A 24,505-nucleotide genomic window follows, 5' to 3' on the forward strand; every position below is an offset into this window, starting at 1 on the left:
TTCAAAGGCCGAGGAAGCGCCTGACCGGCGCCGGCCCGTCCTTCGCGGTCAGCCTGCCCCAGGGGCCCGAGGTCTCGACGCGGCCATTGGCGACGAAGGCGAAGAGGTCGGCGGTTTGCGCCGCCTCCTCGGGGGTGTGCAGGGTCATCAGCACGGTCAGGCCATGGCTGCGCCTGAGCGCGTCGACGCGCGCGATCATCTCGCGGCGCAGGCCGGGATCGAGCGCGCCGAAAGGCTCGTCGAGAAGCATGAGCGGCTTGCCGCGCAGCAGGGCGCGGGCGAGCGCGACGCGCTGGCGCTGGCCGCCCGACAGCTCCGCCGGCCGGCGGGCGGCGAACTCCGCGAGGTTGACCTCCGCCAGCGCCGCCGCGACGCGCTCTCTTTCGCCGGCGTCGAGTCTGAGCGAGGGCTTCAGTCCTAGCGCGACATTCTCGGCCGCGGTCAGATGTGGGAAGAGGTTGTGGTCCTGGAACAGGATCGAGACCGGCCGCTGCGCCGGGGCCAGCGGCAGCAGATCCTGACCGGCAAAGCGCAAGGAGCCTGCCTCGGGCTGTTCGAAGCCGGCGATGGCGTGGAGCAGCGTCGTCTTGCCGCCGCCGGATGGGCCGATCACGGCGCAGAGCGCGCCGGTGGGTACCGTCAGCTCATAGCGTGCCGCGAAGCCGGGATAGCGCAAGGCGAGGCCGGCGATCTCAAGCATGGCGCGCGCTCCAGCGCTGGGTCAGGAAGGCAAGGCCGCCGGCGCTGAGGACGAGCACCAGCGCCAGAGCCCCCGCCTCGTCGATGCGATAGGCGCCGAGGCGGTTGGCGAGCAGATAGGGCAGGGTGGTCAGCTCCGGGCCGCCGAACAAAGCGATGACGCCGAAATCGCCGAGCGAGAGCGCCGTGGCGAAGGCGAAGGCGGCGCCGAGTGCACCGCGCAGCGCCGGCCATTCGACGAGGCGCAGCCGGTTCCAGCCGGCGAGTCCCAGGCTCTCGGCCAGCCGACCATGCCGCTCCGCGCTGGTGGCGAGCGCCGGAGCGAGCAGGCGATAGGCGTAAGGAAGGGCCATCAGCGCATTGACCAGCGGCACCAGCACCAGGCCGAGCGAAGCGGGGTCACCGAGGCCGAGCAGCAGGACATAGAGCCCGGCGACGAAGGCGAAGGGCGGCAGGCCGAGCATGGCGAAGGCGGCGAGATCCGGCAGGCGCAAGCGCTGCGGCACGGCGCGGGCGCTGCTGGCGAGCAGCAGAGCGAGCAGGCAGGCGAGCAGCCCGGCGCTGAGGGCGATGACGGCGCTGGTTGCGGCGGCGCGGACGAACTCCGCGGAGGCGAGGCTCGGCAGATGAGCGAGGCCGCTCGCGACGCTGAGGAGCGGTGGCGCGACCAGCACCGTGCCGAGGGCAAGCACGCCTGCATCGATGCCGCGCATGGTGCGAAGATCGGGCCGCGGCGCGCGGTGTCCGGCGCCGGCTTCGGCGCGGGCCCGCGGCGTCAGTGCGCTGAGGCTTGCGGCGAGGCCGAGGCAGATCACGAGCTGCAGGCCAGCTAGAGCGGCAGCGCGGACGAAGTCCGCCTCGAAGCGCACGGCTTCATAGATCGCGACCTCCAGCGTCGCATTGGCCGGTCCACCGCCGAGCGAGAGCACGATGGCGAAGCTGGTGAAGCAGAGCAGGAATACGAGGACGGCAAGCGCCGGCGCCTCGCGTCGGATCACCGGCCAGTCGAGATGCCGGAAGCAATCGGCGGCGGTGAAGCCGAGCGCCGAGGCGAGCCGGCGCCGCTCGCCTGGTTCGCGTTCGAAGGCGTGGAGCAAAGCGCGCGTCACCAGCGGCATGTTCATCAGGACATGGGCGAGGACGATGCCGTGGAGCCCGTAGATCGAGGGCGGCTCGGCGCCGATACCGCGCATGAGCGAGCCCAACAGCCCCGAGCGGCCATAGATCGCGACCACGCCGAAGGCGATGACGATGGTGGGCGCTACCGCGGCGGTGGTGAGCAAAGCGAGCAGCAGCTCGCGGCCGGGAAAGCACCGGCGCAACAGGGCGAGTGCCAGCGCGACGCCAAGCGCGAGCGAGAGCAGTGTCGAGAGCGCCGCCTGCAGCCCGGCCGAGGCGAGCAAGCGCGCGAGATAGGGACCGAGCGTCAGCAGGGACGCGAAGTCGGAGCCGGCCCGCGCCAGGCCGATGAGCGAGCCGCAGGCGAGAGCGAGGATCGCGAGCGCGGTGAGCGTGGCGGGCTTGAGCAAGGTCTCAGCGGCTCGTCGCGGCGAGCCAGGCGTCGATGAAGGCCCGGCGCTGGCTGCGAACCGTTTCGGGCGCGACCAGCAGCGTCTTCTCCGGCCTGATCACCTCGGCGAAGGAGGTCGGCAGGCCGGTTGCCGGCTGCTTCGCCGGCATCATCCAGTTGCCCTCGGGGATCAGCGACTGGAAGGCGTCGGAGAGCATGAAGGCGAGGAAGCGCTTCGCCAGCTCGGGCTGTTTCGTCGCCCGCGTCATGCCCGCGAGCTCGACATGGAGGTAGTGCCCCTCCGTGAAGGGCGCGGCCTTGTACTGCGTCTTCTTCTCGGCGCCGAGATGATAGGCGGGCGAGGTCGCATAGGAGAGCACCATGTCGGCCTCGCCCTTGAGGAACAGGCCATAGGCCTCCGACCAGCCCTTGGTGAAGGTGACGATGCGCGGCTTCAGCTTGCCCCAGGCCGCGTCGGCCTCGTCGCCATAGACCGCCCGCATCCAGAGCAGGAAGCCGAGGCCGGGCGCGGAGGTGCGCGGGTCCTGCAGCACGAGCTTCGGTCCCTTGGGATCGTCGACGAGCTGCTTCAGGCTCTGCGGCGGCGTCGCCAGCCTGGTTGAGTCATAGACGAAGGCGAGGTGGCCCCAGTCGAAGGGCAGGAGGGTGTCGTCGGTCCAGGGCGTCGGCAGAGTGAGCGTCGTGCTGTCCTGGCCATGCGGCTGGAACAGGCCGGTCGCCTTCGCTTCGGCGGCGAGGTTCATGTCGAGGCCGAGTACGAGATCGGCTCTGGTCGTTTCGCCTTCCAGCTTCAGCCGGGCGAGCAGCGAGCCGGCATCGTCGGCGGCGACCCAGTTCAGCGTGCACTGGCACTGCGCCTCGAAGGCGGCCTTCACTTTGGCGCCGGGGCCGTATTTTCCGGTGAAGGAGGAATAGGTGTAGACGTTCAGCGCCGGCTTGTCCTGCGCCAGCGCCGGCGCTGCGAAGAGCAGTGCCGCCAGCATTCCGGCGATCAGGCCCGTTCTGCCGCTCAGACCAGTCATGACGTCCCCGCATGCATCGTTGGGGTTCTGACGGGGAGGGCTGTGCGTCGCCCGCAGCGGGCGACGATGCTCAATCCCTCCGCCGGCACGACCCGGATCAGGTTCTACGGGTCGTGGCGCCCTTACGCGCCCCTCTCAGCCCGGCTGCCGGGCACCCCGTTGAGGCCCGTCAGGGATAGGCTTCCGCGGCGCCCAAGTCCAGCCTGCGGCTTGCTTCGCCGGGCTTCCGCCCGTAACCAGCGCGCAGGGGCGCGAAGGCCCTGAAGAGAACAGCATTCCGAGAGGCGACCATGGCGAACCACAAGCTCCTGCTGCTCCCCGGCGACGGCATCGGCCCCGAGGTGATGGGCCAGGTCGAGAAGATCGTCTCCTGGTTCGAGAAACAGGGCGTCGCGTCCTTCTCGATGGAGCGCGGCCTCGTCGGCGGCTCGGCCTATGACGTCCACAAGGCGGCGATTTCGGAAGGCGACATGAAGCTCGCCCAGGAAGCCGACGCCGTGCTCTTCGGCGCGGTCGGCGGGCCGAAATGGGCCGATGTCCCCTATCAGCACCGCCCCGAGGCCGGCCTGCTCCGTCTGCGCAAGGATCTCGGCCTGTTCGCCAATCTGCGTCCGGCGATCTGCTACCCGGCGCTGGCCTCGGCCTCGTCGCTGAAGCCGGAAGTGGTCGAGGGCCTCGACATCCTGATCGTGCGCGAGCTCACCGGCGGCGTCTATTTCGGCGAGCCGAAGGAGATCGTGACGCTCGAAGACGGCCAGAAGCGCGGCGTCGACACCCAGCTCTACACCACCGGCGAGATCGAGCGCATCGCGCGCGTCGCCTTCGAGCTGGCGCGCACCCGCCGCAACAAGGTCTCCTCGGCCGAGAAGCACAACGTCATGAAGACCGGCGTGCTCTGGAAGCAGACGGTCGCCGCGCTGCACGCTGCGGAGTACAAGGATGTCGAGCTCGAGCATGTGCTCGCCGACAATTGCGCGATGCAGCTGGTGCGCTGGCCGAAGCAGTACGACGTCGTGGTCTGCGACAACCTGTTCGGCGACATCCTCTCCGACGTCGCGGCGATGCTGACCGGCTCGCTCGGCATGCTGCCCTCCGCCTCGCTCGGTGCCGAGGATCCGGCGACCGGCAAGCGCAAGGCGCTCTACGAGCCCGTGCACGGCTCGGCCCCCGACATCGCCGGCAAGGGGCTCGCCAACCCGATCGCGATGATCGGCTCCTTCGCCATGGCGCTGCGTTATTCCTTCGGTGCCGGCGAAGCGGCCGACCGGCTCGAGGGCGCGATCGCCGATGTGCTGGGTGCCGGCACCCGCACCAAGGACATCGCGGCGCCCGGCGCCAATGCCGTCTCGACCACCGAGATGGGCGAAGCCATCATCAAGGCGCTCGAAGCGCGCGGCTGAGCGATCTCTCGCTGCATGCGCGGTCCCGGCCGGGGCGGCGCATGCCTGCTAAAAATGAGGGCCGGTGCAGGGAGTGTCCCCGCACCAGCCCTTTTTCGTCAGTCGACGGAGACGATCTTGCCGTCTTCCCATTTGAACATCGAGAAGGCCGGCGAGCTGAGATCACCGTTCTTGCCATAGGACAGCTTGCCGATCGCGGTCGGCACGGTCATGCCGGATTTCAGCGCGGTCGCGACGGCTGCGGCGCTGTCGGCCTTGCCCACCTTTTCGATGCCGGCCTTGAGCACTTCCACGGCGGCATAGGCATTGAGCGTGAAGGCCTCGGCCGGGATGCCCTTCGCCTTCAGCGCCGCCACGGCCTCGGCCGAATCGGGGCTCTTCTGGGCGTCGGTCGCGTTGGTGAACAGCGAGCCGGCGGCCGATTTGTCGGCGATCGCCCAGAATTCGGTGTTGGAGAGGCCTTCGCCGCCGATGATGGCGGCCTTGATGCCGGCATCGCTGAGCTGGCGGGCGAGCAGGCCGCCTTCGGGGTGGTAGCCGCCGAAATAGATCAGGTCGATATTGGCGGCCTTCAGACGGGTGATGACGGCCGACAGGTCCTTCTCGCCGGGCGTCAGCGTCAGATAGAGCGCTTCCTTGACGCCGCCGTCATTGATGCCCTTCTTGAAGGAATCGGCGAGACCCTTGCCATAGGTGCCCTTGTCGTGGAGCACCGCGATCCGCTTGTCCTTCAGGTTCTTCAGCACGTATTTGGCCGCCACTTCGGCCTGCTGATCGTCGCGGCCGCAGGTGCGCAGGACATTGCTCAGGCCGCGGCTGGTGAGGGCCGGGGCGGTCGCGGTCGGCGTCACCATCAGCGCCCCGTGCTCGGCGAGGACGTCGGAAACCGCCATCGCGACGCCGGAGGTCACCGGGCCGACGACGAACTTGATCTTCTCGCCGACCAGGAGGTTGGCGGCGGAGACGCCCTGCTTGGGATCTCCGGCATCGTCGGCGAGCTTCAGCACCACCTTCTCGCCGAGGATGCCGCCCTTCTTGTTGATTGCCTCGACGGCGGCTTCGGCGCCGTTGCGGACCTGGTCGCCATAGGCGGCGACGGCGCCGGTCAGCGGCGCGATCAGCCCGATAACGATCTCGGCGCGGGCCGGTAGAGCGGCCAGAAGGGTGGCGGCGAAGGCCGTTCCGACCAGGAATTTCAACTTGCCCATCGCAATCGTCTCCTCAAGGTTGGTGCAGCTTCCGCCCGTGGTTTGGCCGCGCTGGTCGGGGACGCGCGACAGGCCCTTCCTCCGAAAGGCCCGAACTCTCTACCGAGCGGAGCTGACTGTCCGACCATTGCCGAAATTTCTAGCATGCGCCTGCGATCCGGGCACGCCCTGCCGGCGAGCATGGCGAGCATGACCGCGATGCAAGAGGGATGGCGCCGCCCGGTGGCCCTGCCGCGAGGCGCGACAGAGCGCCGCTGATCCTCTCCCCCTCGTGAATTGCGCATCGGATCGCGCTGTGGACTAGCTGCCCCCGGATAACCGGAGTTCGTCGTCCGATGCTGATCAAGAGCCGCCCCGGCTGGGAAATCCCCGAGAGCGAGGCCACGCCGGAGACGGTCTTCCTCGATCGCCGCCGCTTCATCGCCGCGGGCGCCGGGTTGATCGCCGGCTCCGCCTTGCCAGAGCTGGCCTTCGCCCAGGGTCCTGAGCCGACACTCGATCTCTATCCCGCCAAGCGCAACGCGGCCTACACGCTCGACCGGCCGGTGACGGAGGAGGAGCTGGCCGCGAACTACAATAATTTCTACGAGTTCGGGACCTCGAAGGACGTGGTCGCCTCGGCGAAGCGCCTCAGCACCCGGCCCTGGACGGTGACGATCGACGGGTTGGTCGAGAAGCCCATCGAGATCGGCATCGACGAGCTGATCCGGAAGATGCCGCTGGAGGAGCGGCTCTACCGTTTCCGCTGCGTCGAGGCCTGGTCGATGGCGGTGCCCTGGACCGGCTTTCCGCTGAAGAAGCTGGTCGAGCTCGCCAAGCCGCTGTCCGGCGCGAAATATGTGCAGATGCAGACCTTCATGAACCCGCGCGTCGCGCCCGGTCAGTCGCAGCGCTGGTATCCTTGGCCCTATACGGAGGGGCTGACCATCGCCGAGGCGACCAATGAGCTCACGCTGATGGTGACGGGCATCTATGGCAAGCCGGTGCCAAACCAGCACGGCGCGCCGATGCGGCTGATCGTTCCGTGGAAATACGGTTTCAAATCGGTCAAATCGATCAACAAGATCAGCTTCGTCGCCGAGCGGCCGAAGACCTTCTGGGAGGGCTTGCAGGCCTCCGAATACGGCTTCTGGGCGAATGTGAATCCGGAGGTCTCGCATCCGCGCTGGAGTCAGGCGAGCGAACAGGTGCTGGGTTCGCGCGAACGGCGGCCGACCCTGCTGTTCAACGGCTATGGCGAGCAGGTCGCCGAGCTCTACAAGGGGCTGGAGAAGGAACGGCTCTGGGCCTGAGTTCGCGCTTGGCTCCTCGTCTCGTTTGTCATCCCGGAGCGGCGCGGCCTCGCTGCTCGTCCGGGTTGACCAGGGAGGGGGCAGAAACCGGGTGCCGTACCGTCTTCGCCTGCGTTAGCTTCGGGCCATGCAAAGCTTCTGTCTCTTCGAAACCGCGATCGGCAGCTGCGCCCTGGTCTGGCAGGGCGAGACGATCATCGCCGCGCAATTGCCGGAGCATGACGAGGCCACGGCGCGCAGCCGGCTCGCCCGGCGCTTTCCCGAGGCTGGCGAGGCTGAACCCGTCGCCTTCGTGCGAGAGGCGATCGCCGATATCGTCGCCCTGCTCGCGGGAGAGCAGCGCGACCTTTCCCATCTGCCGATCGATCTCAGCGCCACGCCTGAGTTCAATCAGCGCGTCTATCGCGTCACGCTGGCGATTCGGCCCGGCGAGACGCTGACCTATGGCGAGGTCGCGGCGCGGATCGGCGAGCCCGGTGCCGCGCGTGCCGTCGGCGTGGCGCTCGGCCAGAACCCGATCCCGATCATCGTGCCCTGCCATCGCGTGCTGGCGGCCGGCGGCAAGACCGGCGGCTTCTCGGCCGATGGCGGCGTCGAGACCAAGCTTCGAATCCTGACGATCGAGAAGGCGCGGACCAGCGCCGAGCCGTCGCTGTTCGATTCGCTGCCGCTGGAAGCCCGGCGGCGATAGGGCAACAGGCCAATCCAACGAAGAGCGCGGTGTCATTCCGGACAAGCCGCGAAGCGGCGCAGCTCCGGAATGACGGTAGTCGTCGGGCTGTGGCCAAGAAAAAAGGCCGGCGTCCCGAAGGAGCCGGCCTAGAAGTTTGAAATATTCGGCGCAAGCGCCAAACATCTCAGAGGGGAACGGCTGGAACGAACTCAACGCCGGGAGGAGAATGCGGAGCCCGTTCCGAACAACCGTGAGCACAATATCGAGCAGGGCCTGCTTTTTTGCAATGCAGCATTGGGCGGGGCGGCCATGCGTCCATGGCATGATGAAATGCTAGAATTTGACATAATTGCCATAATTGACGTTTGGCAATGCATCAGAGGCGGGACGGGCGAGCCCGTCGCCGGGTTTTCGGGCAGGCTCTGCCCGTCAGATAGTCAGGGCTCAGAACGTCCAGCGCTGGGCCTTCTGGATAAGAAAATCCCGGAAAACCTGTACTCGGGCGACCGATTTCATCTCTTCCGGATAGACTAGATAGCTTTCCAGCTGCGGCATCTCCGTCTCGCGCATCAGCTGCACGAGCGGCGAGCCCGATTCGATCAGATAATCCGGCAGGATGGCGATGCCGGCCCCCGAGTCGACCGCCCGCTTCATCGCCGTGATGTTGTTGACGGTGAGATGGATCGGGCGCGGATTGCGCTGGTCGCGGCCAAGCGTGCCGAGCCAGTGCACGGCGGTCAGATAGGATGGCGAGGTGTTGCCGAATGAGAGCAGCCGGTGATTGTCGAGATCCTCATAGCTCTTCGGTTCGCCGAAGCGCTTGATGTAGGCCGGCGAGCCGTAGACGTGGAAGTGCACGGTGAAGAGCCGGCGCTGGATCAGGTCCGGCTGCTGCGGCTGGCGCAGGCGCAAGGCGATGTCGGCCTCGCGCATCGAAAGGTCGAGCTCCTCGTCGGTGAGGATCAGGTCGACCTTGATGTCGGGATAGAGATCGAGGAACTCGGCCAGGCGCGGCGTCAGCCAATGGCCGCCGAGCCCGCGGGTCGCGGTGACCTTGAGCTCGCCGGACGGGTGCTCGCGCGTTTCCGAGAGTTGGGCCCGCGTCCGCTCGAGCCGCTGCGTCATCTCGCGGGCGGCGCGCCAGAGCAGCTCGCCCTGCTCGGTCAGGATCAGGCCACGGGTATGCCGATGGAAGAGCGGGGCGCGCAGCTCGCGTTCGAGCGCGCCGATCTGACGGCTGACGGCGGACTGGCTCAGCCCAAGCCCGTCACCGGCCTTGGTGAAGCTGCCCGATTCTGCGACCGTGTAGAAAATACGGATGCGGTCCCAATCCACCGCTTTCCTCCCCCGTTATGCATTCAGCGCATGATGGGAGGGTGGGTGCGAGAGGTCAATGTTTCCTTTGCCGGATGCCTGATTTTTAGCCCTTAAACTAGTGGCGTGATCCATCAGCAACACTGATGGATCACGGGAACCTCACTCGGCGGCCTCGCTGAGCTCGCTTTCATTGGCGGCGAGCCAGCGCTCGGCATCGAGAGCGGCCATGCAGCCCAATCCGGCGGCGGTCACGGCCTGACGGTAGTGCTCGTCGGTGACGTCGCCGGCGGCGAAAACGCCGGGGACATTGGTCTGGGTCGTGCCCGGCGTGACTTCGAGATATCCCGATTCGCGCATGGCGAGCTGGCCGGTGAAGAGCTCGGTGGCCGGCTTGTGGCCGATCGCAACGAAGACGCCGTCGGTCGGCAGGTCCTGCTGCGCGCCGCTCTTCAGATTGCGCAGGCGGACATGGGTCACCGAAGGCGGCTGCGTGCCGCCGAGGATCTCGGCGACTTCCGAATCCCAGACCACCTCGACCTTGGGATGCTTGAACAGGCGGTCCTGCATCACCTTCTCGGCGCGCAGCGTGTCGCGGCGATGGACAAGGGTCACCTTGGCGGCGAGGTTGGCGAGATACAGCGCCTCCTCGACGGCGGTGTTGCCGCCGCCGACCACCACGACCTGCTTGTTGCGGAAGAAGAAGCCGTCGCAGGTGGCGCAGGCCGAGACGCCGAAGCCCTGGAAGCTCTGCTCCGAGGGGAGGCCGAGCCACTTGGCCTGGGCGCCGGTGGCGATGACCAGCGCATCGCAGGAATAGGTCTCGCCGCCATCGCCCCAGAGCCGGAAGGGCCGCTGCGAGAGATCGACGCGGGCGATATGGTCGGAGACCATCTTCGTGCCCATGTGCTCGGCCTGGGCACGCATCTGCTCCATCAGCCAGGGGCCTTGGATGACGTCGGCGAAGCCGGGATAGTTCTCGACATCGGTGGTGATCATCAGCTGACCGCCGGCCTGCATGCCGGAGATCAATACCGGCTCGAGCAAGGCGCGGGCGGCATAGATCGCGGCGGTGTAGCCCGCGGGGCCGGAGCCGATGATCATCACCTTGGCGTGGGTATGGGCCATTCTCGTCTTCCTCTACCGGCCGTGCCGGTGAATTCCGGTCTCTTCCGGCCTCGCCGGCGATATCGCCTGGCCGGCCGCAACCGGACATATCGGCATCGGGGCGCGTCAGTCCAAGCCTGTCACCGCCCTGTGGCGGCGCCAGGCCTCGTCGACGGCCCGCGCGATCGCTTCCGTCGAGTCTAGCGGCTGGTAGCGCCCGCCTTCAAGCCGGCCCTCGAAGTGATGCACAGCGCCATAGGCCTTCAGCGCCTCGAGGAACTTCGCCAGCCGGGCATGGCCGCCATGCGGCTCGAAGACCAGAATGGGGACACCGGTGGCGGCGGCCTCGCCGATCATGTTGGTCGAGTCGGCGGTGACGACGATCGCATCCGCCAGCGCCAGCAGCGGGACATAGGGGTTGGCGCCCGTGCCGTCCCACCACCAGCCGCCATGGCGTTTGAACACGGCAGCGACCGCCGCCTCGAGCGCCGGCGGCGTGCGGCGAGAGCGCGAACCCATCAGGGCAACGCCGGAAGCGGCGAGGGCCTCGAGCCGGGCGGCGAAGGCCTGGACATCCTGTGGCCGGAAGCGGTGATGGCGGCTGTCGCCGCCGACCAGGACGGCGGCGCGCGGTGAGGGCAGGGCGGCGAGCGCCGGCGGCGGCGCTGCGCGCGCGGCGGCGAGTGCAGCCGGGGCGAGGCGGTGCGGCGAGGTGATCGTCACCAGGACATTGTCCCCGCGCAAACGGTCGTGCTGCGGCACCCAGATCAGGTCGGCGGCGCTGGCGCCGGTACGGGGGTCCTTGAGGAAGACGGTGAAGCTGCGCCCGTTCGAGGCCTTCTTCAGCGCGCGCAGATAGGCGACGGCGCGCCGGCCCGAGGCGATGGCGATATCGGGAAAGGGTGGGCGCAGCGGGCTGTCCGGGCGGTCGGGCGCCTCCCGCGGATCGATCGGCCCGCGCGGCATCAGCCAGGCCCAGGGCCGGCCCGGGCGGACGCGGCGGATTTCGGGGACGAGGCCGAGGCGCTCGGCGACGCCGAGGCACTGGACCTCGTCGCCGGCCTTGCCGTCGGTGAGCACCCAGAGAGTGGGATTTGGTTCGGAAGGCCGATGCTCGCCCAAGAATGATGTCCCCGACGCCCGCCGCTGTCCCGGGCAGCTTCTGGCCGCTCCCTGGGACGAGGCTCGAATGTGGCCATCCCGATGATGGCCATCGCCTTGTATCGCGTGGACACTGCGTCTACACCAGCGCGACCTTTTTCCCCGGAGGATCTGTGCGTTCCAAGCTCGACGAGATCGATCTTCGCATCCTGGCCGAATTGCAGCGTGATGGGCGGATGACGAATGTCGAACTCGCCAGCCGCGTCGGCATTTCGCCGCCGCCCTGCCTCAGGCGGGTCAGGGCGCTGGAGGAGGCCGGGGTGATCACCGGCTATCGGGCGCAGCTCGACGAGCGAAAGCTCGGCATCGAGGTCGTCTGCTTCGCCTTCGTCCACCTCGCCAGCCAGGCCGAGGCCGATCTCGCCGCCTTCCAGAGCCGGATCCGCGACTGGCCGGCGGTGCGCGAATGCTGGACGCTCTCGGGTGACATCGATTTCGTGCTGAAATGCGTCGCGACGGACCTGAAAGCCTTTCAGGACTTCGTCAGCGACCTGACGGCGCTGCCCAATGTCCGCAATGTCCGCACCGCGCTGGCGCTCGACCGGGTCAAGGACGAGCCGATCGCGCCTCTGGACTGAGGTCTCAGCCGAGCGTCAACTTCCTGATCCAGGCGGCGTGGTTGACGATCAGGCGCTCGACGCGGCGCTGGTCGATGCCGGGTGAGAACCAGAAACCGGAATCGCCGGCCCCGTTCATCGACAGGACCGGATAGGTCGCCAGCACCTCGCCTTTGCGACCGGTGACCGTGACCAGACTTTCCAGATAGTCCGAGGTCGCGCCGTCATCGATGTCGCCGCCGACATAGGTCGGCATGGTCAATCCGCGCACGGCGACCGTGAGCGTCGCGCCGCCAGGCTGACGCATCCCGGCGAAAGCGCGTGCCAGCTCTTGCTCTAGCCGGGTCCTGACGACCTCGGCGCGCGGGCCGACGCCGAACTCGACCAGGCGCGAGACGTCGACGCGAATGGTGCCGATCGCGGTGCCGGGGTCGAGCAGCGGCGTGGTCTGGCAGCCGGTCAGCAAGGCCGCGGCTGCGCCCAGGACGAGCAGGCGGCGGGTCGGCAGCATCGTCTCACTCACCGAGATAGCGCCTGATCCATTCTGCGTTGCTGGAGACCAGGGCCGCGATCCGGCGCTGGTCGATGTCCGGCCGGTACCAGGCGCCCCCGGAGCTCGGGGCCATGATGGCGAGGACCGGGTAGCGGGCGAGCTCGCGCCCGTCGGCCCCGATCAGCCGGGCTTCGCTTTCGAGGCTGTCATTGCCGAGGGTGACGGCCTGTCCGCCGGCATAGCTCGTCATGTAGAGCCCGGTGACGGTGACCAGCAGGGTCGCGCCATGGGCGCTTCGCAGGCCGGCGAGCTCGCGCTCCAGCATCGGCTTGATCATTGCGGCGGTGGCGCTCTGGCCCTTGGCTGCGAGCGGGCCGGTGTCGACGCGAATCGCGCCGATCGCGATGCCCGAACCGGGCGGCGACGCGGTCTGGCAGCCGGCCAGCAAGGCGGCGGCTGCGCCCAGGGCGAGCAGGCGGCGGGTCGGTATCGCGGCTTCAGCCACCGAGATAGCGCCTGATCCAGAGGGCGTTGTTCTCGAGCAGGGCCGCGACGCGCCGCTGGTCGATATCGGGCCGGTACCAGGCACCGCCGGAGCTGGAGAGCAGGGTCGAGCGGATCGGATAGCTGGCGAGCACGCGGCCGCGATCGATCAGCTCGATGTAGCTGTCCATATTGTCGTTGCTGTCGGAATCGCCGGGGCTGCCGCCACCGGCGAAGCTGGCAAGCCAGATTCCGTGCACGGTGACGTAAAGTGTCGGGCCGCCGCGCTGGCGCTGGCCGCTGAGCTGGCCGGCCAGTTCCCGCTCCAGGGCCCGCGCGATCCGGCCGGCATTCTCGCCCCAGCCCTGCGGGCCGAGGCGGCTTGCATCGACGCGGATGGCACCGACCGGGAGGCCCTGAGCCAGGGCCTGAAACGAAGCGAGCCCGCCTGCGGCAAGCGCGGCGGACCCGGTGAGAAAAGCGCGGCGGCTGGTCATGGCGACTTCTCCGGCAGCAGGCATCCTCCTCAATCTAGGAGCTGCCGCCGGGCGGGCCAAGGAGCCTTTCAGCGGAAGGCGACGTCGACGACCTCATAGGACTTGCCGCCGCCGGGCGTGTTGACCTGGACGGAGTCGCCGACCTTCTTGCCGATGAGCGCGCGCGCGATCGGCGAGCCGATCGAGACCTTGCCCGACTTCACGTCGGATTCCGGTTCGCCGACGATCTGGTAGAGCTTCTCCTCCTCGGTATCGTCGTCGATCAGCTTGACGGTCGCGCCGAACTTGATCGTGTCGCCGCCGAGCTTCGAGATATCGATGATGTCGGCGCGGCCGATCAGCGATTCCAGCTCCATGATCCGGCCTTCGTTGAGCGACTGGGCCTCCTTGGCGGCATGATACTCGGCGTTCTCCGAGAGATCGCCGAGGGCCCGTGCCTCGGAGATCGCCTGGATGATCCGTTGGCGCTCGACCTGCTGCCTGTGCTTCAGCTCGACCTCGAGAGCGGCGAAGCCGCCCGCCGTCATAGGAACCTTGTCCATCGTCCCGTCCCAGTTCCGAAACGCGATGCGGCGCCGGCCGGACAAGTCCGCGCCAGCGCCGTCGCTTTCGATCGTCAGAAAAACTATTTCGGTGCGCCGTCCCGAATCAGGCGGCGCCGTCGAAATAGGATTGTAGCGACCTCACCTCGAGATCGCCGCTGCAATAGGCCTTGATGCCCTCCGCCGCAGCGATCGCTCCGGCCAAGGTGGTATAATAGGGCACCTTGTGCAAGAGGGCGGCGCGGCGCAGCGGGCGCGAATCTGCGAGGGCCTGCGGACCCTCGGTCGTGTTGAAGACGAGCTGGACACCGCCGTTCTTGATCGCGTCGACGATGTGCGGGCGGCCTTCCAGCACTTTGTTGATCTTGCTGGCGCGGATGCCGTTGTCCTGGAGCAGGCGCTGGGTGCCGCCGGTCGCGACGATCTGGAAGCCGAGATCGGCGAGCATCCGGATCGAAGGCAGGATCCGCAGCTTGTCCTGGTCGCGGAGCGAGACGAAGACGGTGCCCTTGACCGGGACCTTCGAGCCGGCACCGAGCTGGCTCTTGGCAAAGGCGACGTCGAAGGAGCGGTCGAGGCCGATGACCTCGCCGGTCGAACGCATCTCCGGCCCGAGCAAGACGTCGACGCCGGGGAAGCGGGCGAAGGGGAAGACCGCTTCCTTCACGCCGACATGGCCGAGCTTCTCCTGCTTCAGGCCGAAGCTGGCGAGGCTCTCGCCGGCCATCAGCCGCGCCGCGATCTTGGCGATCGGCTTGCCGATGACCTTGGCGACGAAGGGCACGGTGCGCGAGGCCCGCGGATTGACCTCGAGCACGTAGATGACGTCGTTCTGGATGGCGTACTGGACGTTCATCAGGCCGCCGACATCGAGCGCCAGGGCCATGGCGCGGGTCTGGCGCTCCAGCTCGGCGATCATCTCAGGGCTAAGCGAGCGCGGCGGCAGCGAGCAGGCGGAGTCGCCGGAATGGATGCCGGCCTCCTCGATATGCTCCATGATTCCGGCGATGAAGGCGTCCTTGCCGTCCGAGAGGCAGTCGACGTCGACCTCGATGGCGTCGGAGAGATAACGGTCGAAGAGCAGGGGGTTCTTGCCGAGAACGGTGTTGATCTGCCCGGTCTTGTCGTTCGGGTACTTGGCCTTGACCTCGGAGGGGATCAGCGAGGGCAGGGTGCCGAGCAGGTAGTTCTCGAACTGGGTCTCGTCGCGGATGATCTCCATGGCGCGTCCGCCGAGCACATAGGACGGCCGGACCACGAAGGGCAGGCCGAGTTCGGCGGCGATCAGGCGGGCCTGCTCGACCGAATAGGCGATGCCGTTCTTCGGCTGCTTGAGCTGGAGCTTGTCGAGCAGGCGCTTGAAGCGGTCGCGGTCCTCGGCGAGGTCGATCGCGTCCGGCGTGGTGCCGAGGATCGGGATGCCGGCCTGCTCGAGCGCATGGGCGAGCTTCAGCGGGGTCTGGCCGCCGAACTGGACGATGACGCCGTGCAGCGTGCCCTTCTGCTTCTCGGTCTCGAGGATCTCGAGCACGTCCTCGGCGGTCAGCGGCTCGAAATAGAGCCGGTCCGAGGTGTCGTAATCGGTCGAGACCGTCTCGGGATTGCAGTTGACCATGATGGTCTCGTAGCCGGCGTCGCGCAGCGCATAGCAGGCATGGCAGCAGCAATAGTCGAACTCGATGCCCTGGCCGATGCGGTTGGGGCCGCCGCCGAGGATGACGACCTTCTTGGCGTCGGAGGGCTGTGCCTCGTCGGCCGGGGCGCCGGCGAAGGGCATGGCATAGGTCGAGTACATATAGGCGGTCGGCGAGGCGAATTCGGCGGCGCAGGTGTCGATGCGCTTGAACACCGGGCGCACGTCGAGCAAGCGGCGCAGCGCCTTGACCTCGGCCTCGGTCTTGCCGGAGACGGCCGCGAGGCGCTTGTCGGAGAAGCCCATCGCCTTGACCTGGCGCAGCGCGATCGGCGTCTGCGGCAGGCCGTGGGCGCGGATCTTCTCCTCGGTGTCGACGATGCCGCGCATCTGCTCGAGGAACCAGGGATCGATCTTGCAGCTCTCGTGGATTTGCTCGTCGGTGAAGCCGAGGCGCATGGCCTGGGCGACATGCAGGATGCGGTCGGGCGTCGGCGTCGAGAGCGCCGCCTTGACGGCGTTGCGGTCGTCGCCCTGGCCGAGGCCCTCGACCTCGATCTCGTCGAGTCCGTCGAGGCCGGTCTCGAGCGAGCGCAGCGCCTTCTGCAGCGATTCCTGGAAGGTGCGGCCGATCGCCATGGCTTCGCCGACCGACTTCATCGCGGTGGTCAGGGTCGGCTCGGAGCCCGGGAACTTCTCGAAGGCGAAGCGGGGGATCTTGGTGACGACATAGTCGATCGTCGGCTCGAAGGAGGCGGGCGTCGCGCCGCCGGTGATGTCGTTCTCGATCTCGTCGAGCGTGTAGCCGACGGCGAGGCGCGCCGCGACCTTGGCGATCGGGAAGCCGGTCGCCTTGGACGCCAGGGCGGAAGAGCGCGAGACGCGCGGATTCATCTCGATGACGATCATCCGGCCGGTCTCCGGATCGACCGCGAATTGCACGTTCGAGCCGCCGGTCTCGACGCCGATCTCGCGCAGCACCGCCAGCGAGGCGTCGCGCATGATCTGGTATTCCTTGTCGGTCAGCGTCAGCGCCGGGGCGACCGTGATCGAATCGCCGGTGTGGACGCCCATCGGGTCGAAGTTCTCGATCGAGCAGACGATGATGCAGTTGTCCGCCTTATCGCGGACGACCTCCATCTCGTATTCCTTCCAGCCGAGGACGCTTTCCTCGATCAGCACTTCGCTGGTCGGCGAGGCGTCCATGCCGCGCTCGACGATGTCGATGAACTCGCTCTTGTTGTAGGCGATGCCGCCGCCGGTGCCGCCCATGGTGAAGGAGGGGCGGATGATGGTGGGAAGGCCGATATCCTCCAGTGCCTCCAGGGCGGCGCCGAGCGATTTGACGTGGTGCGAACGCGGCGTCGAGAGGCCGATCTTGGTCATCGCCTCGCGGAAGCGCTCGCGATCCTCGGCCTTGTCGATGGCATCGGCGGTGGCGCCGATCATCTCGACGTCGAATTTCTCGAGCACGCCCATCTTCTCGAGCGAGAGCGCGCAGTTCAGCGCGGTCTGGCCGCCCATGGTCGGCAGCAGGGCGAAGCCGCCCGGCAGGACGTTGCGTTCCTTTTCGATGATCTTGGCGACGATCTCGGGCGTGATCGGCTCGACATAGGTCGAATCGGCCAGCTCCGGATCGGTCATGATCGTCGCCGGGTTCGAGTTGACCAGCACGATGCGGTAGCCCTCGGCCTTCAGCGTCTTGCAGGCCTGGGTGCCGGAATAGTCGAATTCGCAGGCCTGGCCGATGATGATGGGGCCGGCGCCGATGATCAGGATCGTCTTGATGTCTGTGCGCTTCGGCATGGGTCTCGACCGTACTTGCGGGCGTGCGCGACCCTCGTCCGATCGTGCGAACGGGGGGCAGCAGGCGCCTGAATGAATGCTAGGCGCTCGCTATAGACGGGAGCGGCGGCTGGGGGAAGCAGAAAGCGCGGGCAGGTGGCATGCGCGCGCGGCGATCTTTCCTCCGCCGGCCGGTGGAATGCGCCTGGCCGGGGCGAGGCGTGCCGGGGTGGTGTCCAGGTTGCGGCCCTCCGCCATCGATGCGATAGAGGGCCCGGGTGCTCCGCCGCGCTGGTGCGGCGGGCAGGTTTTTTGCGCTGGTCGGGCCGCCAGTGCGAGGAGACCTGCATCGATGATCCCGGCCACCCGGGCGCGCCTCCTGCGTGCGCGCCGCGCTTTTGTCTGCTGTTCCGCAATCGCCTCGCAGAAGGGGCTGCGCCGATGAGCGGTTCGCTTCACGCCCCCAACGCGCGCAAGCCCGTCACGACGCTGCGCAAATTCGTCGAGAGCGAGTCGGCCGGCGGTCTCGTCCTGATGGCGGCCGCGCTGCTGGCCATCCTCATCGCCAATTCGCCGCTGGCTCCGAGCTATTTCGCGGCGCTGAATGTCTATGTCGGACCGCTCAGCCTGCTGCACTGGATCAACGACGCGCTGATGGCGCTGTTCTTCCTGTTCGTCGGGCTCGAGATCAAGCGCGAGATGCTCGACGGGCAGCTTTCGAGCTGGAGCCGCAGGATCCTGCCCGGAGCGGCGGCGCTCGGCGGCATGATCGTGCCCGGCCTGATCTTCATCGCCTTCAACCGGGCTGACCCGTCCGCGCTACGCGGCTGGGCGATCCCGGCGGCGACCGATATCGCCTTCGCGCTCGGGGTGCTGTCCCTGCTGGGCTCCCGGGTGCCGGGCTCGCTCAAGGTCTTCCTCGCTGCGCTCGCGATCATCGACGATCTCGGGGCGGTCGTGATCATTGCGCTGTTCTATACGGCCGAGCTCAATATCTACGCGCTGCTCGGAGGCGTCGTCGTGTTCGGCGCGCTCTGCGGGCTGAACCGCCTCGGCCACCGGAAGCTGCCGGCCTATCTCGCCCTCGGGCTGGTGCTATGGGTGTTCACCCTGATCTCGGGCGTTCATGCAACCGTCGCCGGCGTGCTCCTGGCCCTGACCATCCCGATCCGGGTGACGCCCGCCAAGCCCGAATCCGATCCGGCGCATTCGCCGCTGCACCGCCTGGAGCACCATCTCCACCTGCCGGTCGCCTTCCTGATCGTGCCGATCTTCGGTTTCGCCAATGCCGGCGTCTCGTTCGCCGGGCTTTCGCCCGCCGTGCTCGGCGACATGCTGGCCGTCGGCGTCGCGGCCGGCCTGTTCTTCGGCAAGCTGATCGGGGTGATGGGCGCCGTCTTGCTGATGGAGCGCAAGGGCTGGGCCGATCTGCCGGCCAATGCGAGCTGGGGCCAGATGTTCGGCGTCGCGCTGCTCTGCGGTATCGGCTTCACCATGAGCCTGTTCATCGGCCTACTCGCCTTCGAGGACCCCGCCATGCAGGCACGGGTGAAGTACGGCATCCTCGCTGGCTCGCTGCTGTCGGGCCTGGCGGGCTATCTCGTGTTGCGGGTGGTCCGGCGGGACGATCCGCCGTCGCGCCGTGCCTGATGATGCGGCGTCGGCCGGCGGCGCGACCATCACCCGTCTTGGCGCTTTCCGGGTGGGTGGCGCGGGTATAGCATCGCCGCTTCCGCGATGGCGTCGAGCCGGTTCGCGAGAGTTCCGGCCACGCCCCAACCAGAGGAGCATGGTCATGCGTCAACCAGATCCGCAAAAGCTCGATGCCCTGGTCGGGCGCCTCGTCGGCGACGTCGGCGCCTGCGTCACCGGCTCCCTGATCGTGCTGGGAGACCAGCTCGGCCTCTACAAGGCGATGGGCGACGGCAAGCCGGTCACCGCTGCCGACCTTGCCAGCCGTACCGGCGTCAAGGAACGCTATGTCCGCGAATGGCTCTCGGCGCAGGCGGCGGCGGAATACGTGCAGTATGACGAGAAGACGGATCGCTTCAGCCTGTCGCCCGAGCAGGCGATGGCCTTCGCCGAGGAGAGCAGCCCGGCCTTCTTCGCCGGGGCCTTCGAGGTCGTTCAATCCATGTGGGTCGACGAGCCCAAGGTCGAGCAGGCCTTCCGGACCGGTCAGGGCCTGGGCTGGCACGAGCACAGCAAATGCCTGTTCCGCGGCACCGAGCGCTTCTTCCGGCCGGGCTACAACGCCAATCTGAAGACGAGCTGGATCCCGGCGCTCGACGGTGTCGAGGCGAAGCTGGAGAAGGGCGCGGTCGTCGCCGATGTCGGCTGCGGCCACGGCGCCTCGACCATACTGATGGCGCAGGCCTATCCGAAATCCCGCTTTTTCGCCTTCGACTATCACGGGCCTTCGATCGAGAAGGCGCGCGAGGCGGCCGACAAGGCCGGCGTCGGTGACCGGATCGTCTTCGAACAGGCCTCGGCCAAGGATTTCCCGGCGAAGAAATACGATCTCGTCGCGATGTTCGACTGCCTGCACGACATGGGCGACCCGGTCGGTGCCGGCCGCCATGTCATGGAGACGCTCGCCGATGACGGGACCTGGATGATCGTCGAGCCTTTCGCCCATGATCAGCTCAAGGACAATCTCAACCCGGTCGGCCGGATCTTCTACGGGGCGTCGACGATGATCTGCACCCCGGCTTCGCTGTCGCAGGAGGTCGGGCTCGGGCTCGGCGCCCAGGCCGGCGAGATGCGCTTGCGCAAGGTCGCGCTCGATGCCGGTTTCTCGCGTTTCCGCCGTGCCACCGAGACGCCGTTCAACATGGTGTTCGAGGTCAGGGCATAGGGCGCAGGACAGCTCGCCTAAGCGCAACAGGGGCAGCCCGGACCGAACACCGCCCGGCTGCCCAGCGCCGCGAGCCTGCCGCGCCAGCCCGGGACCTTCTCCTTGATGCGCGCCATCGTCCGTTCGCGGTCGAGGCGGGTCGGACGGCCTTCCTCCACGACGATCGCCCCGTCGACGATGCTGGTCACCACGTCGTTCGCCCTCGCGTAATAGACCAGCGCGGCGTAGTCGCCGTAATAGGGCTGGAGATGCGGGCGGTCGATGTCGACCATGATCAGATCGGCCTTCTTGCCGGCTTCCAGCGAGCCGATCTCGCCCGCCAGCCCCATGACGCGGGCGGCGCCGATCGTGTGCAGCTCCAGTGCCTGCGCGCAGGTGAGGGCGGTCGGGCTGCCGAGGCGCAGGCGCATGGCGTTGAGGGCGTTGCGCATGCCCTCGAACGGGTCGTTCAGCATCCAGTCCGTGGCGAAGCCGGTGGGGATGCCGCGCGCCATGATGTCTTCCAGCGGCGGATAGCGGCCGCGGCGCGGATAGATCGTCGGGCAATGCGCATAGGCTGCGCCGCTCTCCTGGACGGCGTCGAGATCGCCCGTCCCGGCGAAGACGAGATGGGCGAGCACGACATCAGGGCCGAGCATGCCGACATCCCTGAGGAATTCGACGGGGCCGCAGCCATAGCTCGCCTTGATCTGCTCGGCCTCGCCGGCGCTCTGGGCGGCATGGATATGCATGCCGATGCCGAGCCGGTTCGCCTCGGCGCGGGCCGTCTTGAGCAGTTCGGGCGAGCAGGTGTCGGTGGCGTGCGTCCCGATGCGCGCGGTGATGCGGCCATTGGCGGCGCCGTGCCAGCGTTCGGCGAAGGCGACGCCGTCGCGCAGGCGCTCCTCGCCGATATCGGGATGATGCGTGTAGTCGCCGCGCCAGAGCTCGTGCAGGCGGACATCGAAGACCTTGTGGGCGATCTGGGCACGCAGGCCGCAGGCTTCTACCGTCCCGGCGAGCCGGTGCGGCGCGTACCAGATGTCGTTGATGGTGGTGATGCCGGACTGGAGCATGTCGGCGCAGCCGGCCTCCGCCAACAACGCCCACTCGTCATCCGTGATGTCCTTCTCCATCCGGAACGCGACTTCGAGCAGCGCCGCCTTGGCGGCGTGGTCGTCGGTCTGGCTGCGGAAGACCAGCGAAGCGGCATGCGAATGGCAGTTGACGAAGCCGGGCAGCACGGCGCGCCCGGCGCCGTCCAGCGTGCGGGCGGGTGACCAATGTCCCTCCGGCTGGCGCGGGCCGGCATGGAGGATGCGCCCGCCTGAGATCGCGACCTCGCCATCCGGGATCACCGGCATTCCGGGGCTGACCGGGTACAGGAATTCGGCGCGCACCAGGAGGTCGATCTCGATCATGGTGCTGGCTCCTTCATCGGCAAGGGAAGGGCGAGCTTAGCGAGGCTCGACAAATTCCCAAGCCCTCATCCTGAGGAGCGCCCCGCAGGAGCGCGTCTCGAAGGATGCTTCAGGAGGCTCCGGCGATAGCAGGAGCATCCTTCGAGACGCCGCTGCGCGGCTCCTCGGGGTGAGGCCTGAGTTTGGAGATCGTCGCAGACCGCCTTGCGTCTCCCGATCACTCTCGATATGAAATGTTACAACGTAACAAACATGAGATCCGAGATGGATACCCGCCTTCCGGTCACCGTGCTCTCCGGCTTTCTCGGCGCCGGCAAGACGACGCTGCTCAACCACGTCCTCAACAACCGCGAGGGCCGCCGGGTCGCGGTCATCGTCAACGACATGAGCGAGGTGAACATCGACGCCGACCTCGTCCGCTCCGGCGGCGGCGATCTCTCCCGCACCGACGAAAAACTGGTCGAGATGAGCAATGGCTGCATCTGCTGCACCTTGCGCGACGATCTCCTCGCCGAAGTCGGCCGGCTCGCCCGCGACGGGCGCTTCGACTACCTCCTGATCGAGGGCACCGGCATCGCCGAGCCGCTGCCGATCGCCGCGACCTTCGAATTCCGCGACGAGGAGGGCTTCTCGCTCTCCGACCTCGCCCGGCTCGACACGATGGTGACCGTGGTCGACGCGGTGAACCTGCTGAAAGACTACGGCTCGCGCGATTTCCTGCGCGAGCGCGGCGAGACGGCGGGGGAAGGCGACGAGTGGACTCTGGTCGATCTCCTGGTCGAGCAGATCGAGTTCGCCGATGTGGTCGTGCTCAACAAGGCGGCCGATGCCGGACCGGAGCTGCTCGCGCAGGCGAGGCTGGTGGTGCGGGCTCTCAATCCCGATGCAAGGCTGGTCGAGGCCGATTTCGGCCGGGTGCCGCTCGATGCTGTCCTCGACACCGGGCTGTTCGATCACGACAAGGCGCAGGAGCACCCGCTCTGGCACAAGGAGCTCTACGGCTTCAAGGAGCATGTGCCGGAGACCGAGGAATACGGCATTTCCTCCTTCGTCTATCGGGCGCGCCGGCCCTTCCACCCCGAAAAATTCAATGCCTTCCTCGCCCGGACCTGGCCGGGTCTGGTCCGGGCCAAGGGCCATTTCTGGCTGGCGACACGGCCGGAATGGGTCGGCGAGATGTCGCTCGCAGGCAGCATCTGCCGGACCGAGGCGATGGGGTTCTGGTGGGCTGCTGTTCCGCGCTCGCGTTGGCCTGACCACCCCGAATGGAAGGCGATCCTCAACCGGCACTGGCATTCGGTCTGGGGCGACCGGCGGCAGGAACTGGTCTTCATCGGCACGGGGCTGGACGAGCAGGCGATCCGCGCTGCCCTGGATGCCTGCCTCGTCGGTGCGACGCCGACCATCGCCTTCAGGCCCGAGCGCTATCGCGACCTGCCCGACCCGTTCCCGCCCTGGCGCCGGGCCGAGGCCGCCTGAGATCCGATTTTCCCTTCTCCGCCGCGATCGGCGGTCCTTTCCCAATGGAGTATCTGCGATGCGCTTACCCGCCCTGAGAGCGGCCCTGCTTCTGTCGGCCGCCTGCGCGAGCCAGTCCGCCCTCGCGCACGACCATGCGGTGCTGCGCGGCCGCCTGCTCTTCGCCGACCATGAGAAGCCGGTCGTCCGCGTGCTCGATCTCGACAGCGGCGAGGTCACCCATAGTTTCGCGGTGCCGAAGGCCAATCCGGGCTTTGCCGGCATCGAAGGTGGGCGCTTCGTCGCGATCAAGACCGGCGACGAGGCCGGCACGGTCCGCATCCTCGACAGCGGGCTGAGCTATGAGGCTCATGGCGACCATGTCGATGTCGAGAAGGGGCCGGTGCGGCTGACCGATCTCGTGCTCACAGGCGAGCGGCCTGCCCATGTGATTTCCGGTCATGGCCAGCTCGCGGTCTTCTTCGACGGCATCCGCCCCTGGGAAGGCAAGAGCAGCGCCAAGGCCCTGCTGGTCGCGATCGACGATCTCGGCAAGGCCAGGCCCGCCATCACGGAATGGCCGAGTCCCGGGCCGCAGCACGGCATCGTCGTGCCGCTCGGCGCGCGGCGCTGGCTGACCTCGGTGCCCAACCCTGCCTATGTCAGTGGCGACGACCGCAAGGCCTCCTCGCGGCCGGACGGTTTCGAGATCCAGCAGCAGGATAAGGGCGCCTGGCACCGGCTCGCCTCCTTCAATGATCCCGCCAAGCCCGACGCCTCCTGCAAGCTCTATCACGGCCATGCCGCAGCCGGCGGGCGCCATGTCTTCGGCTGCGCCGAGGGCGAGGGCGGCGGTATGTTGGTGCTGTCGCAGGACAAGGGCCGCTTCAGCGCGCGCAAGCTCGCCTATCCCGACGAGCGCCGGATCAGTGCGATCAAGGCCCGGGCTGGCGCAAAGTTCATGGTCGCCAATTACGGCAAGGCTGCGCCCTATGATGCGCTGCTGCGGGTCGATCCTGCCGCGCAGTCGCTGTCGGCGAGCGATGTCCTGCCTGTGCCGGGCGGTCAGCCGGCCTGCCAGTTCGAGTTGTCCGGCAATGGCAAGCGCCTCGCCAATCTGACGCCGGACGGCAAGCTGCGCATCTACGAGATCGCGCCCGCCTGGAAGGAACTCGCCAGCTTCGAGGCAGTGCCGGCCTTCGACTGCCAATATGGCGCGCGGACGCCGACACCGTCGCTGGCGGTGATCGGCGGCAATGCCTTCGTCAGCGATCCCCTGAACGGCCGGATCCGCGAGTACAGCCTGGATTCGCTGAAGCAGGGGCTCGACCTGCCGGTCGAGGGCAAGCCGGCCAATCTCGCCGGCAGCGATGCGGGGTGATTGGCCGTAGGC

The 24,505-nt window shown here is 67.7% G+C and carries 21 protein-coding genes and 1 riboswitch; of the genes, 8 read left to right on the plus strand and 13 right to left on the minus strand.

Annotation, left to right across the window (positions count from 1 at the left end; all coding sequences use genetic code 11):
* Position 1: 1 nt before the first annotated feature.
* The 3 genes from AC3RCC_RS09655 to thiB are packed head-to-tail and all read right to left on the minus strand — an operon-like array spanning position 2 to position 3,252.
* Positions 2-700 carry a thiamine ABC transporter ATP-binding protein gene (locus AC3RCC_RS09655; RefSeq protein WP_492258287.1) on the minus strand — a complete coding sequence of 233 codons (699 nt, stop codon included), beginning with the start codon at positions 698-700 and terminating at the stop codon, positions 2-4.
* Positions 693-2,228, minus strand: coding sequence for an ABC transporter permease family protein (locus AC3RCC_RS09660; RefSeq protein WP_492258288.1), 1,536 nt, complete (start codon positions 2,226-2,228; stop codon positions 693-695). The genes AC3RCC_RS09655 and AC3RCC_RS09660 overlap by 8 nt, the downstream gene beginning before the upstream one ends.
* A 4-nt stretch (positions 2,229-2,232) precedes the next feature.
* Positions 2,233-3,252, minus strand: coding sequence for a thiamine ABC transporter substrate binding subunit (gene thiB, locus AC3RCC_RS09665; RefSeq protein ID WP_492258289.1), 1,020 nt, complete (start codon positions 3,250-3,252; stop codon positions 2,233-2,235).
* A 57-nt stretch (positions 3,253-3,309) separates the two neighbouring features.
* A riboswitch (TPP riboswitch) is annotated at positions 3,310-3,421 on the minus strand.
* 121 nt (positions 3,422-3,542) lie between these two features.
* On the opposite strand from thiB, the gene leuB reads away from it, so the two are divergent.
* The gene (gene leuB, locus AC3RCC_RS09670) at positions 3,543-4,652 is read left to right on the plus strand and encodes a 3-isopropylmalate dehydrogenase (RefSeq protein WP_291641948.1); all 1,110 of its coding nucleotides are present in this window, start codon (positions 3,543-3,545) and stop codon (positions 4,650-4,652) included.
* A 98-nt stretch (positions 4,653-4,750) separates the two neighbouring features.
* Here the strand turns inward: leuB and AC3RCC_RS09675 are convergent, their stop codons facing one another.
* The gene (locus tag AC3RCC_RS09675) at positions 4,751-5,860 is read right to left on the minus strand and encodes a branched-chain amino acid ABC transporter substrate-binding protein (protein ID WP_492258290.1); all 1,110 of its coding nucleotides are present in this window, start codon (positions 5,858-5,860) and stop codon (positions 4,751-4,753) included.
* A 335-nt stretch (positions 5,861-6,195) separates the two neighbouring features.
* Between AC3RCC_RS09675 and msrP the strand changes: the two genes are divergently transcribed.
* The gene (gene msrP / locus AC3RCC_RS09680; protein WP_452118528.1) at positions 6,196-7,152 is read left to right on the plus strand and encodes a protein-methionine-sulfoxide reductase catalytic subunit MsrP; all 957 of its coding nucleotides are present in this window, start codon (positions 6,196-6,198) and stop codon (positions 7,150-7,152) included.
* Between the two features lie 127 nt (positions 7,153-7,279).
* Positions 7,280-7,843, plus strand: a complete 564-nt coding sequence (locus AC3RCC_RS09685; RefSeq protein WP_291641942.1) for a methylated-DNA--[protein]-cysteine S-methyltransferase — start codon at positions 7,280-7,282, stop codon at positions 7,841-7,843.
* Positions 7,844-8,269: 426 nt separating this feature from the next.
* Here the strand turns inward: AC3RCC_RS09685 and AC3RCC_RS09690 are convergent, their stop codons facing one another.
* From AC3RCC_RS09690 to AC3RCC_RS09700, 3 genes are all read right to left on the minus strand, one after another.
* Positions 8,270-9,160, minus strand: coding sequence for a LysR family transcriptional regulator (locus AC3RCC_RS09690; RefSeq protein WP_291641940.1), 891 nt, complete (start codon positions 9,158-9,160; stop codon positions 8,270-8,272).
* A gap of 141 nt (positions 9,161-9,301) precedes the next feature.
* Positions 9,302-10,267: a thioredoxin-disulfide reductase gene (gene trxB, locus AC3RCC_RS09695; RefSeq protein WP_492258291.1), complete on the minus strand. Its 966-nt coding sequence runs from the start codon at positions 10,265-10,267 to the stop codon at positions 9,302-9,304.
* A gap of 105 nt (positions 10,268-10,372) precedes the next feature.
* Positions 10,373-11,368, minus strand: coding sequence for a mitochondrial fission ELM1 family protein (locus tag AC3RCC_RS09700; protein WP_492258292.1), 996 nt, complete (start codon positions 11,366-11,368; stop codon positions 10,373-10,375).
* 152 nt (positions 11,369-11,520) lie between these two features.
* On the opposite strand from AC3RCC_RS09700, the gene AC3RCC_RS09705 reads away from it, so the two are divergent.
* Complete coding sequence (locus tag AC3RCC_RS09705; RefSeq protein ID WP_291636234.1) at positions 11,521-11,985, plus strand: Lrp/AsnC family transcriptional regulator; 465 nt, start codon at positions 11,521-11,523, stop codon at positions 11,983-11,985.
* Positions 11,986-11,989: 4 nt separating this feature from the next.
* On the opposite strand, the gene AC3RCC_RS09710 is transcribed toward AC3RCC_RS09705, so the two are convergent.
* The 5 genes from AC3RCC_RS09710 to carB all read right to left on the minus strand — a co-directional run bounded on the left by AC3RCC_RS09710 (position 11,990) and on the right by carB (position 17,418).
* Positions 11,990-12,487 (minus strand): hypothetical protein, encoded by a 498-nt coding sequence (locus tag AC3RCC_RS09710; RefSeq protein ID WP_492258293.1) that lies wholly within the window; start codon positions 12,485-12,487, stop codon positions 11,990-11,992.
* A complete protein-coding gene (locus AC3RCC_RS09715; RefSeq protein WP_492258294.1) occupies positions 12,480-12,962 on the minus strand; it encodes a hypothetical protein in 483 nt (160 codons plus the stop codon). The genes AC3RCC_RS09710 and AC3RCC_RS09715 overlap by 8 nt, the downstream gene beginning before the upstream one ends.
* The gene (locus AC3RCC_RS09720) at positions 12,955-13,437 is read right to left on the minus strand and encodes a hypothetical protein (RefSeq protein WP_492258295.1); all 483 of its coding nucleotides are present in this window, start codon (positions 13,435-13,437) and stop codon (positions 12,955-12,957) included. Before AC3RCC_RS09720 ends, AC3RCC_RS09715 begins: the two co-directional genes overlap by 8 nt.
* A gap of 68 nt (positions 13,438-13,505) precedes the next feature.
* Positions 13,506-13,979, minus strand: coding sequence for a transcription elongation factor GreA (greA, locus tag AC3RCC_RS09725; RefSeq protein ID WP_291636242.1), 474 nt, complete (start codon positions 13,977-13,979; stop codon positions 13,506-13,508).
* Between the two features lie 106 nt (positions 13,980-14,085).
* Positions 14,086-17,418: a carbamoyl-phosphate synthase large subunit gene (carB, locus tag AC3RCC_RS09730; RefSeq protein ID WP_492258296.1), complete on the minus strand. Its 3,333-nt coding sequence runs from the start codon at positions 17,416-17,418 to the stop codon at positions 14,086-14,088.
* 420 nt (positions 17,419-17,838) lie between these two features.
* Here carB and nhaA point away from each other — a divergent pair, with 420 nt between their 5' ends.
* Positions 17,839-19,047, plus strand: a complete 1,209-nt coding sequence (gene nhaA, locus AC3RCC_RS09735; protein ID WP_492258297.1) for a Na+/H+ antiporter NhaA — start codon at positions 17,839-17,841, stop codon at positions 19,045-19,047.
* Between the two features lie 145 nt (positions 19,048-19,192).
* Positions 19,193-20,254 (plus strand): class I SAM-dependent methyltransferase, encoded by a 1,062-nt coding sequence (locus AC3RCC_RS09740; protein ID WP_291636248.1) that lies wholly within the window; start codon positions 19,193-19,195, stop codon positions 20,252-20,254.
* A 17-nt stretch (positions 20,255-20,271) separates the two neighbouring features.
* Here the strand turns inward: AC3RCC_RS09740 and AC3RCC_RS09745 are convergent, their stop codons facing one another.
* Positions 20,272-21,654 (minus strand): amidohydrolase family protein, encoded by a 1,383-nt coding sequence (locus AC3RCC_RS09745; protein WP_492258298.1) that lies wholly within the window; start codon positions 21,652-21,654, stop codon positions 20,272-20,274.
* Between the two features lie 264 nt (positions 21,655-21,918).
* Here AC3RCC_RS09745 and zigA point away from each other — a divergent pair, with 264 nt between their 5' ends.
* Both zigA and AC3RCC_RS09755 read left to right on the plus strand, forming a co-directional pair.
* A complete protein-coding gene (gene zigA / locus AC3RCC_RS09750) occupies positions 21,919-23,133 on the plus strand; it encodes a zinc metallochaperone GTPase ZigA (protein ID WP_492258299.1) in 1,215 nt (404 codons plus the stop codon).
* Between the two features lie 58 nt (positions 23,134-23,191).
* Positions 23,192-24,493: a hypothetical protein gene (locus AC3RCC_RS09755; RefSeq protein WP_492258300.1), complete on the plus strand. Its 1,302-nt coding sequence runs from the start codon at positions 23,192-23,194 to the stop codon at positions 24,491-24,493.
* Positions 24,494-24,505 lie beyond the last annotated feature (12 nt).

It is taken from the genome of Allobosea sp. GW823-FHT01F03, assembly GCF_058798075.1.

Excerpts from the sequence above, each read along its gene's own strand:
- AC3RCC_RS09655 (WP_492258287.1), bottom strand. The coding sequence starts at position 700 with ATGCTTGAGATCGCCGGCCTCGCCTTGCGCTATCCCGGCTTCGCGGCA.
- thiB (WP_492258289.1), bottom strand. The coding sequence starts at position 3,252 with ATGACTGGTCTGAGCGGCAGAACGGGCCTGATCGCCGGAATGCTGGCG.
- leuB (WP_291641948.1), top strand. The coding sequence starts at position 3,543 with ATGGCGAACCACAAGCTCCTGCTGCTCCCCGGCGACGGCATCGGCCCC.
- AC3RCC_RS09675 (WP_492258290.1), bottom strand. The coding sequence starts at position 5,860 with ATGGGCAAGTTGAAATTCCTGGTCGGAACGGCCTTCGCCGCCACCCTT.
- msrP (WP_452118528.1), top strand. The coding sequence starts at position 6,196 with ATGCTGATCAAGAGCCGCCCCGGCTGGGAAATCCCCGAGAGCGAGGCC.
- AC3RCC_RS09685 (WP_291641942.1), top strand. The coding sequence starts at position 7,280 with ATGCAAAGCTTCTGTCTCTTCGAAACCGCGATCGGCAGCTGCGCCCTG.
- trxB (WP_492258291.1), bottom strand. The coding sequence starts at position 10,267 with ATGGCCCATACCCACGCCAAGGTGATGATCATCGGCTCCGGCCCCGCG.
- AC3RCC_RS09720 (WP_492258295.1), bottom strand. The coding sequence starts at position 13,437 with ATGACCAGCCGCCGCGCTTTTCTCACCGGGTCCGCCGCGCTTGCCGCA.
- greA (WP_291636242.1), bottom strand. The coding sequence starts at position 13,979 with ATGGACAAGGTTCCTATGACGGCGGGCGGCTTCGCCGCTCTCGAGGTC.
- carB (WP_492258296.1), bottom strand. The coding sequence starts at position 17,418 with ATGCCGAAGCGCACAGACATCAAGACGATCCTGATCATCGGCGCCGGC.
- nhaA (WP_492258297.1), top strand. The coding sequence starts at position 17,839 with ATGAGCGGTTCGCTTCACGCCCCCAACGCGCGCAAGCCCGTCACGACG.
- AC3RCC_RS09740 (WP_291636248.1), top strand. The coding sequence starts at position 19,193 with ATGCGTCAACCAGATCCGCAAAAGCTCGATGCCCTGGTCGGGCGCCTC.
- AC3RCC_RS09745 (WP_492258298.1), bottom strand. The coding sequence starts at position 21,654 with ATGATCGAGATCGACCTCCTGGTGCGCGCCGAATTCCTGTACCCGGTC.
- zigA (WP_492258299.1), top strand. The coding sequence starts at position 21,919 with ATGGATACCCGCCTTCCGGTCACCGTGCTCTCCGGCTTTCTCGGCGCC.
- AC3RCC_RS09755 (WP_492258300.1), top strand. The coding sequence starts at position 23,192 with ATGCGCTTACCCGCCCTGAGAGCGGCCCTGCTTCTGTCGGCCGCCTGC.